The organism is Paenibacillus sp. BIC5C1 (assembly GCF_032399705.1).
GTDB classification, from domain to species: Bacteria; Bacillota; Bacilli; order Paenibacillales; family Paenibacillaceae; genus Paenibacillus; species Paenibacillus taichungensis_A.
In genome coordinates this window covers 1,318,191-1,331,693 of the sequence record NZ_CP135922.1, presented here as the reverse complement: position 1 = coordinate 1,331,693, position 13,503 = coordinate 1,318,191, and the positions used below count along the sequence as shown (strand labels likewise).

Annotated in this window: 11 protein-coding genes; 5 read left to right on the top strand and 6 right to left on the bottom strand. The window is 45.8% G+C overall.

Going from position 1 to position 13,503, the window contains the following annotated elements; genetic code table 11:
- Nucleotides 1-5 precede the first annotated feature (5 nt).
- The 3 genes from RS891_RS05995 to RS891_RS05985 form a co-directional block, all read right to left on the bottom strand.
- A complete protein-coding gene (locus RS891_RS05995; RefSeq protein WP_315796190.1) occupies nt 6-2,999 on the bottom strand; it encodes a glycoside hydrolase family 9 protein in 2,994 nt (997 codons plus the stop codon).
- Between the two features lie 330 nt (nt 3,000-3,329).
- The gene (locus tag RS891_RS05990) at nt 3,330-5,066 is read right to left on the bottom strand and encodes a methyl-accepting chemotaxis protein (RefSeq protein ID WP_315794762.1); all 1,737 of its coding nucleotides are present in this window, start codon (nt 5,064-5,066) and stop codon (nt 3,330-3,332) included.
- Nucleotides 5,067-5,267: 201 nt separating this feature from the next.
- Nucleotides 5,268-5,819, bottom strand: a complete 552-nt coding sequence (locus tag RS891_RS05985; RefSeq protein WP_076290195.1) for an undecaprenyl-diphosphatase — start codon at nt 5,817-5,819, stop codon at nt 5,268-5,270.
- Between the two features lie 184 nt (nt 5,820-6,003).
- Between RS891_RS05985 and RS891_RS05980 the strand changes: the two genes are divergently transcribed.
- Nucleotides 6,004-6,993 (top strand): LCP family protein, encoded by a 990-nt coding sequence (locus RS891_RS05980; RefSeq protein WP_175383619.1) that lies wholly within the window; start codon nt 6,004-6,006, stop codon nt 6,991-6,993.
- A gap of 161 nt (nt 6,994-7,154) precedes the next feature.
- A complete protein-coding gene (locus tag RS891_RS05975) occupies nt 7,155-8,405 on the top strand; it encodes an acyltransferase (protein WP_315794761.1) in 1,251 nt (416 codons plus the stop codon).
- Nucleotides 8,406-8,455: 50 nt separating this feature from the next.
- Here RS891_RS05975 and RS891_RS05970 read toward each other — a convergent pair whose 3' ends face one another.
- Nucleotides 8,456-9,190 (bottom strand): hypothetical protein, encoded by a 735-nt coding sequence (locus RS891_RS05970; RefSeq protein ID WP_315794760.1) that lies wholly within the window; start codon nt 9,188-9,190, stop codon nt 8,456-8,458.
- 220 nt (nt 9,191-9,410) lie between these two features.
- On the opposite strand from RS891_RS05970, the gene RS891_RS05965 reads away from it, so the two are divergent.
- Complete coding sequence (locus tag RS891_RS05965; protein ID WP_315794759.1) at nt 9,411-10,358, top strand: hypothetical protein; 948 nt, start codon at nt 9,411-9,413, stop codon at nt 10,356-10,358.
- Between the two features lie 54 nt (nt 10,359-10,412).
- Complete coding sequence (locus RS891_RS05960) at nt 10,413-10,655, top strand: NHLP leader peptide family RiPP precursor (protein ID WP_099855706.1); 243 nt, start codon at nt 10,413-10,415, stop codon at nt 10,653-10,655.
- Between the two features lie 78 nt (nt 10,656-10,733).
- Here RS891_RS05960 and RS891_RS05955 read toward each other — a convergent pair whose 3' ends face one another.
- Nucleotides 10,734-12,635, bottom strand: a complete 1,902-nt coding sequence (locus RS891_RS05955; RefSeq protein WP_315794758.1) for an ATP-binding protein — start codon at nt 12,633-12,635, stop codon at nt 10,734-10,736.
- Between the two features lie 164 nt (nt 12,636-12,799).
- The gene (locus RS891_RS05950) at nt 12,800-13,081 is read right to left on the bottom strand and encodes a hypothetical protein (RefSeq protein ID WP_315794757.1); all 282 of its coding nucleotides are present in this window, start codon (nt 13,079-13,081) and stop codon (nt 12,800-12,802) included.
- Between the two features lie 145 nt (nt 13,082-13,226).
- On the opposite strand from RS891_RS05950, the gene RS891_RS05945 reads away from it, so the two are divergent.
- A complete protein-coding gene (locus tag RS891_RS05945) occupies nt 13,227-13,388 on the top strand; it encodes a hypothetical protein (protein WP_017690239.1) in 162 nt (53 codons plus the stop codon).
- Nucleotides 13,389-13,503 lie beyond the last annotated feature (115 nt).

The following is a 13,503-nucleotide window of genomic DNA, read 5'->3' as shown; positions in this document are numbered from 1 at the left end:
TTAGGTTACGGCTCCATGCCCCAGACTTTCGTATCTCCCTGAAACCCAGTTACCTGATTCCATGCGGTAAAAGCTGTCTTGGTTGCATCATAGGAATAGTCGTTGCTCTGATCGAAATTGCTCCAATTGTTCTTGGAAAAGCGCCCCTGGATCACGCCCGTCTCCACTCCGGCAGCCAGGCTGCCAGCCCCGGATTTGAAGCTGATCTCCAGATACGTATCCGCTGTACCTTTTGCCGGAGCCAGCGTGACAAATTTGCCTTCAATATTGGCCGTGCCAATCTGGGCATAATCACACCAGAAGGTGAGATCCCCTGCACCATCCTTGGTAAAATAATATCGGAGCTTCACGGTACTCAGATCAATTGCCTGAGTGCCTGTGTTTTTCAGATTAAACTGCGGAGTCACCGCATTGCCGGAAGCACCTGACCCTCCGTTACGATATTGCACCTCAAGCGTGCCCGTCGTGGCCGGAGGCGCACTCGGTGTCACCGTCACGATGTTGGACAACGTCTGTCCGCTCACATTCACGGCGGCGATTCGATAACTGTACACCGTTCCGTTTGCCGCTGTTGCATCAATATAATTCAAAGCTGCCAATCCAGTTGCCACATCGGTATATGCACCGCCTACAATTGAGCGCTGTACCTTATAAGTCAAAGCTCCCGATGCTGCCGTCCAGGTCAGAATCGACTGGGCATTGCCTGCCGTACCGCTTAATGTCAGTGCACCAGGCAGCGATGTTTCAGCCTGTGGCGTGGCAGAGACTTGTGCAGAACCGGGCGATTCCCCAGCTGAATTAACAGCCGTCACTACATAATAATAGGTCTTCCCGTTCGTGAGCCCCGTGTTCGTGTACGTCACCCCATGGACACCTGTCGCTATTGATGTATATGGCCCTCCATTCACCTCGGCACGCTTTACGGTGTACGATTCCGCCCCAGGAGATGTTACCCAGTTCAGGATGACCTGAGCATTTCCTGATACAGCCTGCACCCCCGAAGGTGTAACAGGAGTGACGACCGGTGTAACACCAGGTTCCTGACCGTATATTCGTATTCCCGCATCGTAGACTGGGAGATATACGCTCTTCGCCACATTGCCTGTGCCCAAGCCCTGGAATGAATGATCATTATTCGCATTCCAGGCGCCTTGCGGGCCGGTAATGCGGAACTGGACTTCTTTGCGATAATGTCCTTCCCCGCCTGGATATATCTTGGTTCCGGTAAAGTCCGCTGTAACAGCGTAGATTCGTTTCGCTGCATCAACCACAACTGGTTGGGATACGATAGCCCCCTCGGCGTATGCGGTTGTAACATGGACATCAGAAACGGTGTAACCTGCAGCGTAAACTTCACTCAAATCCACGAAATAGCGAAATGACAACTTATCCCCCATCCGCGCAGGCCAGCCGGAACGATTGTTCAGTTGAGCCTTGATTTCCGTGTAATTGGAACCGGATGCCTTAACAGCAGCTTCGACAAAGAACTCATCCGTCTTTACTTCCGGAGACGGAAAATTCGCGATGGGCTGATCGTTCTGGCCGAATAACAGATTCATTTTGGCTAACGCGCCTGTAAAGCCCGCATTGTAATCGGTTGCCACCTCATTGCTGACATAGTCCCCAATGGAATCGGTATAGGCATCCGATGCATCCGGTCCACCAACCATCGCGCCGTACAACGTGTGACGGTGCTCTGAAGGTACATTTTCATTGTTCGTCCATGAACTGTGGGAGGCCCGGTGATGAGGGTGCTTAGGCGGATTCTGACCATAACCGACCACATAACTGCTTTGGCGAGGATTATCCCCCAGAATGTAGTTCATTTGAGAGACGGCAAAGTCCTGATACCTTGTTTTCTTCACCGGATCACTGACCCAGTCGGAATATACAAAAGCAATAAACGATGCATTCGCTGCATACCGGAGTGATCCCCAAGTATCAAGCCAGGCAAGCCCGCCCGGTGTATACTTGATCCTTTGTCCATTCGTGCCTACAGACCAATAATCCAGATTGCGCTCCGTGGATTGAATGAACCGCGTCGCTTCTGGCATGTTCAGACTCGACGTAATGCGGGCCAGCAGAATCTGGGCTCCGTAGTGTTTGTCATCCCAGCCTTGGGTCCAAGTATAGGCCCAGTTCCCGTTCTGCCCATCCGCCTGCCACAGATTCGCTGTAGCAATCGCCTTGGACAAGTAAGCGCTATCATTTGTCGCCATATATAACCATGTTGCTGCCCAGGCGAGCTCATCATAGTAACCTGTCCATGAATTGTAGAACGATTGGGCATCTGTAATGCAATCCGAATATTTGCCTCGATACGTATCCGCGAAGCTGTACAGTTCCTTGGCATGTTGGAGCAGTTTGTTGGCATAAGTCGGGTCACCGTCCCGGAACACAATGGATGAAGAAGCGAGTGCCGCTGCGGTTTCACCCGCAAGTTCGCTTCCCGGACAGGATGCGTCGATCTTATAAGCAGGACGGTTCATCTGCATCACTTCAGCCGGTCCCCACCAGGCATGGTCTGTATTGCCTGCTCCAACCTGTCCCCATAATTCATTTGGTTTCGTATGCGCTTTCACAAAATAGTCTGTGGCCCATCTCAAGTTATCCTTAATCTGCTCCAGTTGCCCTGCCTGCTCGTATCCCTCACGGTATTCCACAACAGACCAAGCTAACATCGTAGCCGAATAAGCCATAGGCAGACCAAATTTCACATGATCTCCAGCATCGTACCACCCTCCGGTCAAGTCAACCCCAACATCCGCTCCGTCATTTAATCCGGAATCACCACGCCATTCCACCCGGTTGTCTTCCGGCAATTTCCCAGAACGCTGTGTTTCATAGAAATAAACTGCCTTCTGTAATGCCTCCGCATAGTTATGATTCCCGGCAGCCGCATCTGCCTTGCCATTCCATGCCTGTATGGATGTACTTCCTGCCAGTAGCCCTGCCGATAACGCGAGAATAGCGATTCGTCTCCACCAGCTTCCCTTCATCTTCAACCATTCATCTCCTTCTGCAATAATCGTCTCACATTTTTCAATTACACTGATGTAATGACCCGCTCCTTCCTATGGTGTGACTCCATGTATTTTCCACCATTAATTACCATTATAGCCTTTTACTTCAGTTGCAATATCAGCGCTGGTGACTTCTGAAATAACATTGTTGTGACATGTTTGGGTAGTGATATGACAAAAAAGACTGCCCCTTATTGCGCATGAACGCAATATGAGAAACAGTCCTGGTATTTTGAATAAGTCGTACTACAGGTTGCATTATGATCCAGGGTACTATCCAGTCCGAACACCTGTCTTTTGGATCGTTTACACTCTGAATTTGTTGATTTGCTCCTGCAACTCTTCAGCCATTTTGGACAAAGAACCTGCGGATGAAGCAATCTCTTCCATTGAAGCCAGCTGCTGCTGGGTTGCGGCAGATACATTATGCACCCCACCTGCTGCTTCTCCAGCGATGTTAGAGATCTGATCCACATACCCTACAACTTCATTTGTACTTGCTGACATTTCCTCTGAACCTGCAGATACTTCCTGGATTTCACCAGCGACCTTGTTCACTGCATCCGAAATCTGCTCAAAGGCTTGTCCAGCCGCTGTTACAATCTCAATGCCGGCTTCCGTTTCATTGCTGTTCACTTTCACAGCCTGCACGGCATGATCTGTATCCTTCTGAATCAATTGGACTAGATCCGTAATCCGTTGCGCGGATGTAGAAGACTCCTCTGCGAGCTTCCGTACTTCTCCGGCTACGACTGCGAAACCACGTCCGTGCTCACCTGCACGTGCCGCTTCAATTGCTGCATTCAATGCAAGCAGATTGGTCTGACGGGCAATATTGTTGATAACCTCGGTAATGGTACCAATCTCTGCGGAACGTTCTCCCAACCCTGTAACCAGTTCTGTCAGTGATGCAATGGAGTTGCGAACAGATCCCATCTGTTCAACAGCCTGCTGAATAATCATATTTCCTTCGGCTGACTGATTCGCTGCATCCACAGCAGATACGGATACACTTTGAGCAAGCTCAGCAATTTGTTCCGAACCAAGAGCCATCTCACTCATCGCCTGTGAAGAACGTTTCACCATATCTACTTGATCCGATGTACCTACAGCCAATTCCTCAACCGTCTCGGAGATCTGTTCCGACGCCCTTGTATTCTGCTCAGCACTCGCAAGAAGTTCTTCCGAGGAAGCGGCTACCTGTTCGGATGTCATCGATACGGATTGAATCATCTCCCGCAGGTTGCCAGTCATCACATTGAAGGAATCTGCCAGCGTTCCCAGCTCATCCTTGTTCTTGAGAACAATCTTCTCACTGGTCAGATCCCCATCTGCAATCAACACCGCTGCTGCATTCATCTTCTGAATTGGACGTGAGATGATACTTGCAATGAAGAAGGCAATAAACATGGAGACCAGGAAAGCAACAATGGTTACCCCCAAAATAATATTAAATGCTTTTTCGGCCAGTTCAACCGATGCATTCGTTGCCGAATCAGAACCCTGATTTCCCATCACAATCAATTGGGCAATCTTATCGTTGGCGGTATACCACAAAGAATAAGCTGCCGTGTGCAGTCTGCTGGCCTCGTCATAATCATTTTTCAATCCCAGCTCAATGAATTCAGGCATTTTGGCCAAATAAGCGTCATAGTTCGTGCTAAATTCTTTGTAAAGCTTCATTGCTTCTTCATTGCTATCTATAAATGAGAGCAATTGTTTTCGTTCATCCTCAATTTTGGCAAGGAGCTGATCCAGCGCTTCATTCATTTTGGCAGTTTCATTTTCATCCTGCTCAACAATGACGGCAAGAGCGAGGCGCTCTACATCGGAAACATCACCATTCATTTGACCCAACAGAGACACACTTGGCATCCACGTTTTGTCAACATCATCCGCTTTGCTGGACATGCCATGAATTTGGGTCAACGCGTAAATGCTGACAAAAGCCAGAAGTGCCACCACAATCAGAAATCCGGTCAGTAATTTCATTCGAATTGTCAATCTTAATTTCCCCATCATGCTTCCCTGCGCGTCTTTCATGTTCCCCACTCCTCAACTAGTACATATTTATAATATATCGACACGTATCGCCATGAATTGTAGATATCAGAATTCGATTTTTGTAAATTTCAGTTAACTTCGAAATAAACACAAAAAAAGCCTTAAGTCTTTGGCTCACCAATGACTTAAGGCTTCCATATACGAAACTTCTCTTCCAATCCCTACTATATTCAACCGTTTCTAACGAAAAATTCGACGATGAATGTTAATGAAAAAATCGGGAATCGACTTGGTATAATTACGCGTAGCAATCAAGATTACACTAACCAGACTACCCAGAATGAATCCGCCCAGAATATCCCCAGGGTAATGTACACCAACATAGACACGCGAGACTCCTGTCAGCACAGCAAGCAACAGCATCCACATTCCGAAGCGACGTCCGATAAAAAATGAAGCTGCAGCCAGCGCAAATACGAAGGAGGCATGTTTACTTGGGAAAGATGGATCTGGCACATGCGGAACCAGTTGATTCACCGTGCCTTCCATGAACGGCCTTGGATGGCCTACCACAGGTGAAATTCCCCATTTTGCCAGAACAAGTGCTACGATCGAAGCTACACATGCATAAAACACAATTCGTTGCTTCGACGGATTGCCAAGAAACCACACAATCACAAGAAGCCCTATCATAACCCAAACGGCATATTCAGCTGATGTAATCATAAACCAGTCCAGAAACGGAATACGATCAGCAAACTGGTTGATCCAATTAAATACAGATTGATTCATAACAGTCGTTTAATACCTCCATTACACAAAACACGATTATTTTTTACATAATAAATATACACTAACTATTTGTCAAACATGTCGCCTAGTAACCGAACTTTCGAAATCAAAGAGGACATTTCTCTTACTTTTTGTTAAACTAGTTTGGGTTACATAATAGTTCATTCATAGAAAGGTGAAGATTATGCTTAAGAAATGGTTATGGGGAACATCCCTAACCCTGGCACTTGCCATAGCCGGTGTCATTGTATATTACGGATACTCGATCGTTCATTTTGCCAATAGCATCTCAACCGCTTCAGAGACTTCCACTTCTGACACAAACCAAAATACGGACACTCCAACCACTCCTGTTCCTAAATGGGAAGGGAAGGAACGAGTTAACATTTTGCTGCTTGGCGGTGACACCAGAGGGGATGATGCCGGCCGTTCAGATTCGGTCATGGTCGCTTCCATTGATCCGGTATCCAAGAAAGCCCATCTATTCTCTGTTCTGCGTGATACATATGTAGACATTCCGGGACATGGCAAAAGCAGGCTCAACGCAGCCTTCTCTTACGGAGGAGCGGAATTAACCAAACAAACGGTTGGTGACTTGCTTGGCATCCCTATTCAGCACTACGTGTATACCGATTTTATTGGATTCATGGCGCTGGTTGATGCTGTAGACGGAATCGATATTGATGTGGAGAAAGACATGTATTATACCAGCAAAGCAGATAAACATATGTACGATATCGATCTCAAAAAAGGACTTCAGCATATGGACGGTAAGACCGCCCTGCAATATGTCCGGTTCCGGCATGATGCCACATCAGACTTTACGCGTACCGAACGGCAGCGGATTTTCATGACTGAGCTAGCCAAGAAGATGCAAAGCACGACTTCACTCTTCAAGATTCCTGAAATATTGGAAGCTGTCGCTCCATATATCGAGACAGACCTCAGTCCAACACAGATGTTAAAATTAGCTTCCCTCGGATTCGATATTAATGTGAATGAAATCGATAAACAGCAGATCCCTCCTAACAAGTTGCTTACCAATGAGCTTGCAGGTTCTGCCCAGGTACTCGGTGTAAATAAACCGAAACTCCAAGCATACATTCAGAATTTATTTGAGGAAGATGCAAAATCTTCAGAGGATGAATCAACAAAAGTACAAGACTTAAACTAAAAGGAATGGAAACAAAATGAGGCAGGTATCGCAAAGATACTTCGACAAAAAGATGGCTGCTGCCATCTTTTTTTGTACCTATTTCCTCCATTTAATGCAGTCTTAATGTTCAACAGGTACCCTTAAATGATGAATTCCGGTTACACGAAGGAGGAATACACGTGAATAAACCGCGAATCGTGGAATGGACTCAACTGCGCGGCCTTGCATTTCTCGCCATTGTGATGCAGCATAACATCGCAGAATATATATATCGCGCTGACATTGAACAACCTGATTCCATCATGCTGACCATGATTTATCATCTGACTCGTTTTGGTACGCCGACATTCGTCTTTCTGTCCGGTGTAATGCTGTTCTATCATCATAGTCATACCAAGCCGGATTACCCCAAGTTTATCCGTAAGCGGTTTGGAGATATCTATGTGCCTTTTGTGGTATGGACGTTTATCTATTGGTTGTTTGTCCGGGTATTCACACCCGAGTTCTGGCTTTCGGGTATGCCAGACTTCCGCAGTCTTGTTCGTGAACTGTTCCTCCCCCAGACGGGATACCATCTGTGGTTTGTGATTATGGTGTTTCAGTTCTATATTCTGTTTCCCCTGTTTCTTGCGGGAGCCAAGTTCATTCGGAAACGTATTGAAAAAGTTACACGCTTCACCCCGATGCAATCCGTCGTCACGCTGATTCTCATTGGGATGGCATTATACACTTTACTTATGAAATGGTCCTACTACGATATGGGCGGGTGGACAGCCTCCTTACCTCAACCCTGGTCGGGTTTGCTGCAATATCGCTCTTATTCATGGGTTATGTACTGGTTTTACTTTTTGCTGGGCGCAGTCTGTGCCTGGTCAGTGGATAGTTGGAGAAGTTGGACCGCAAAAGTATTGCCCTGGATGGTCTGTCTGTTTATCGGCATGTACATCTGGCTTGGGTATGATGTGCTGCGAGGGTCCGGCGATGTCGTTAACCTGAATATATCAACCTATCTGAAGCCAACAACATTCATCATCATCATGGCCCAGATGTTCATGTTCTATGGGTTCCTTGTACTGCTGCGAGGCAAAGATACACCATTTCAGCGTCTCCTGACGTGGATTGGCCGATATTCCTTTGGTGGCTATCTGGTTCATGCACTGGTTATCTACTGCATCGCGTATATTACCCGGCCTCTTACATTAACTGATTGGCATCTTCCGGTTACATTGCTTTCGTTTCTGGTCACCGTGGCAACGTCTCTTGCAATCAGCTGGGGACTTTCCCAACTTCCTGGTTCTCGCTTCACCATAGGTTTACAACGAAAGAAACACCTAAGTCCCCGTTTACGTGATACTGTTTCGGCGGGCAGAACAAGTTCGCCCGAGCGTAGTCCGTCAACTAGCGCCAATCGCAGTCCGGAAACCAGCTAATCCTGATTGAATATAGAAAGAGCGTCTCCCTTCGTGGAAGACGCTCTTTTTCACTTCACTTCTGTGGAAGCGGATCGACCAGGTACAGGTTCGTGAGGACCAGGAGCTTGATGTGCATGGCCCTTCTGATTAACGAACCTTTTCAGGTCACCCGTCAACTGCTCCTTCAACTTGTCTACCAACTGCGTTTCACTGATGCCTTTTGCCTGAGCAATCTCAGCCAGTGATTTCCCGCTTTGAAGCTGCTGATGGAGCTGCTCTGGGGTGATGCCGAGAAAACGTGCAATAGCGCCCTTGTCCATCATTGGATGTCTGTTGCCGTGGTGAGCGAACTCACGTCTTAACTCCCGAAGTGGTGTGTTGATTACCTTCTTCAGCTTCGTATCCATACCTGCTTTGGCTGCTGCTGCCTGCTCTTTTGTGAGACAGCCTTCTTCGGCTGCTTTATCCAATCGCATAGAGAGCGAAGGCTTCAGCTTCTCCAACAATTGATTTTCACTAAGTCCCTTGCGTTCCTTGGCAATCTGAGTCAACGTCTTGCCAAGCTCCATTTGTTCCTTTAAATCACGGAGCCCAATACCGAGCAGATCTGCGGTTTCTCCAATCATAAACAGGCCATGACCTGCTTGCATGCAAGGCTTCGTCTGGTTTGTAGAGGAGGATGGTGTTGTCACATGATCTTCAACAGATCCATTCGGATCAGCGGATGCCGTATAGCCGGTTGATGCTGTTATAAATACGGCTGCCAATCCGGCTGCCATCCATTTTTTCCATTTGTATTTCATTTCTCTTCTTCCTTTCATATGTCAAAATCCTGTGCCCTCTTAGTTTGAGCCTAACTTCCGCTTTTTTATGCCATAAAAATACAAAATGTCATAGTTTTTTTCACAATTCATCACAAAACATCCTATTTTTTTCAATTCATTTCCGGTATACTGAGAGTAACTTCATGATCTAGTCGAAAAGTCCTTAATTACTTTATTATGGGAAGGGCGTAACCAAACGATGCGGAGAGAATGGTTTGATCCGTTTAGATCCGATGTGGAGGTGGTGTTCGCTGCAGCAGAGCAGCTGGTACAGAAATATCCTGAATTAATGTCAGAACATGCACTAGAACAACTTCATTTGGTCAATCCTTTGTTACGAGATTCGGGTCACAGCTACATCGGCTACATTATTCCTTTGTGGATGCAGCTCTCGGATGGTCTACCTCCAGAGAAGGCACACAAACTAAGTACTGCTTGTCTCCTGCATATGCTATATTTTCTGAATCAGGATGAAGTTATGGACGAGCAGCCAGAAGATGTGACACTGAAATTATCACTGGGTAATCTTTACTACGTGGATGCGATCTGTGTCTATTCAGAGCTATTCAGCCTTTCTTCCCCGTTCTGGACGTATTTCAGACAGTATGTGGAGGATTGGGCCATGAGCGTCACCGGTGAGAACTCCATAGACTATTTCAAGAGAAACCCGCTATTAATCGCCCAAAAAGCCGCCCCACTTCAACTTGGAGCTGCGGGCTCACTCCTTCTTTTGGAACAGGAGCATCGGATTACTCCGGTATGTTCTGCCGTCAACATTGCACTGATGACTCTCCAGATGACAGATGACTTCACAGACACGAAACAAGATGCTGTGCACGGAAATTACAACAGCTTCCTCTCCCACATATCCGCAGCACTGGAACATAACTACCCAGCTCATCCTGTAAGCGAACGTGTACATGAGAATGTATACAATACCCAATTGATGAACTCCTATGTAGACATTGCTCAACAATATAACATCAGACTGACATCTTCTAACTCGGGAATTTCGCATCTCGAAGCATTTAATTCCTACTTATGCGGCATTCTGGGACAAACTGTTCACGACATCGAACAACACAAAAAAATGCTTTTTCAAGGCGGGTTTCATTACTGGATCAGCGAGAAACAACATTTGTCCTAATCACCAAAGAAGAGCTGGTACAGTTGAATTTTAAATATGAAGGGAATGTTGACGATGATGGTATCAGAGAAAACGTTGCACGAGGATATTATTGAAAAGGCCTGGACTGATGAGCACTTCAGACAACAACTGCACTCCAACCCGAAGCAAGCGCTTCGCGAAGCATTTGGCATTGATATTCCTGAACATATTCAAGTCCGTACTGTTGAAGAACAACAGAACGATTACGTTCTCGTGATTCCTCCCAATCCATCCAAAGTGGATTATGACGTCAATTGCGGACCGTGGAGAAGCTAAACGGATTAAATTGAATATGTAATTGAACAACATCAGGGGTAGCGAACAAAAAAAGCCATCGTACACTTCTGCCGCTCGTCATTCGACGAACGCAGCAAAAGATACGACGGCTTCTGTTCCTACCCCTTTTGTGCTTGTAAAGCTGATCTGCCCATGCATGGCTTCAACGATTCGGAAAGTCACCATCATTCCAAGGCCTGTCCCCTTAATTTTATTCGAGAAATATGGCTCCCCAAGCCGGACCAGCGCTTCCTCATCCATGCCCTCTCCATTATCTCTAACATGTACCTTAACGATCCCATCCTGGGCATAAGCCCAAATATCGATCTGACCCTGTCCTTGCAGAGCTTCTATACTATTCTTAATAATATTAATAAAAGCCTGTTTGAACTTGGAGGAGTTCCCTCTAATCCATAGATTGGGCGGAATGTCAGTTGTTATTTTGCCGCCTTCCAGATTAGCCATCGGTACAAGAATACCCTCAATATGATTAAATTCGTCCGCGATATTCAAAGAGACAATATGATCGAACTCCGGTTTGGCAAACGTGAGGAAATCGGTAATAATGCCGGATGCCCGATCGAGCTCCTCCAGAGCTATCCGCACATACCCTTTGTTTTTGTTGTCTTCCTGCTCTGTCATGAGCTGAAGGAATCCTCGTGTCACCTGCAGTGGATTACGAACCTCATGAGCAACCGAGGCAGCCAATTCGCTTATAATCTCCATTTTCTCGGAACGCTGCAACTCATTATTAAACAATTCCAACTCTTTTGAGTATTCAAGCACTTTGGTATGTTTTTCAGCAAATCGGCTTCCCAGTATGGCAATAAGTGAGATAATAAAAGCAACCATGGACCATTTCCACCATATCAGATGATATGTTCCATTACGCTGGTAATACCACAGTAGTTCAGCAACACTGATTAATGCAAATGTGCCGAATCCCGTAGCCAGCAAAAGAGCTTCCCGGCTCCGTTGAAGCGCTTTGGCGATGGTGCCGATCATCAAGATGCTCAACAGGATAACGAGAACAAATCCAATTACATTCTGAACCAACAAAGTATAGAGCATGTCCCATTGACCGCCTGAAATAAAATCAATCATCAGGGCAGCCACAGCTACTACAGAATAGATGAATTGGAATTTTCTTAGTTTGGTAAAGATGCCATAACGACCTGGTCCGATAATTTGTTCAAAAAAATAACAGAGTGCAGGCATGCCCATCAGCATAGCCAGGTCAAACAATACGGAATACAGATTACCGTAAACCTGATAGAACGTATATAAAAACTGTGAATAGGTGATAATCATCGTTCCAATAGAACCCATCACGATACATAGCGAAATCCACAACCCTTTATGGAATTTCCCCAGGAAAAAAGTGCAACTCAGCATCGTTAGAGCCGTGAACACAAAGGTCGCTCCCAATATTACATCAAGCAGACCATTGTGAATGTATTTTTCCTGTAATGTAGCATAAGGCCCAACCTGAACTGTTCCATAAATGCCAAGTCTGCCTTTTTCATTCTCGGACCATACATACAGTTTGCTACCTGAATTCTCACTCGAAAGGGGCAACAACACAGCGTTGTTATCATAATTGTAATGATAATTCTCATAAACCCTACGATCGTCCAGATAGATTACAATGTGGTTCCCTTTAATATTTTCAAAACGGATTGCCGAGCTATCTTCGTTTATTTTAGGAATGGTCACGCGTGTCCACATGGAACCTGAAGGGGCTTCTACGCTGCTATATTCCAGCTTTTCTGCACCTTGCTTCTCCCAGATCTCCTCCGAACCTTGAACCTCACTGATGAATCCCTGATCGTGTACGTTCCCCCATTTTACTTCCCATCCCGTAATGGATACAGGTTTGTCAACTTCTCCTGCAGTCGCTGAGACGAAATCATGCGGCAAGCAAAGAATATTCAACATACTTATCCATAAGATGATGATAGCTTTGGGCACATTTTTCATTCACAGCACCTCAAAGTTTCTTATTTTCTCTATCCCCAAGTTCTCTCATTTATCATTCGCCACAGTTTGACGTGTCACCTTCTTGTAGGGAAATGAAAATTCACATTTTAGTAGATTTATAGTTTTATTTCCATTTTATTGATAGAATCCGTGTTTTTTCTCCATTATCCGCGCAGGTCTTCGTACTGGTTCTCAATCATTTCGCGCTCTTTCTGCTCAACCTTTGTTCGATATTCCAACCACTGCTCCGTTTCCTCATCTTCATAGATCATCCATATATCCGAGAAAAGATAATCCCGCAACTGGACAATCTGTCCTGACCATATCCCGCCTACCCAGAACAGCCCGTCCGGACGACGTATAACGGTACGTGAAAACCCGGGGGTAGACGCTTTTTGCCCGACTCGGATTTGAGTAATCATATTGCCCAGCGTAAACCAATTCAATTGGAATCCCTCCCTCTTATATCCATGTTTCATCATATCATAGGCCAAAGATGAAAAGCTGTAAAACTGACCCGTGCGATTCAATCATCCCTATCGGGTGTAATGGTTCCTCAAAGCAAACACATACTATTGAGGAGTGATTCAAATGAATGAGCCACACAGAACGGTAGAGGTAGAACATAAGGATGTCCAACACAAATCGGATTCAAGTATGGTCGCTTCAACGTTTATCAAGTATGCGGCTTATATCATTATTTTCTTTGGATTTCTGTATTTTCTGGTCAAATATGTATTCCCTAAATTTTAAAGCGTATACGTTGAATCTGTAATCCGTACATTATTCACTTTCATCTTATATTCATATTTTGGGAACACAAGGGAATCATACTAGGCAAGATTACAACGTTAGCCCTTTGGGTAAC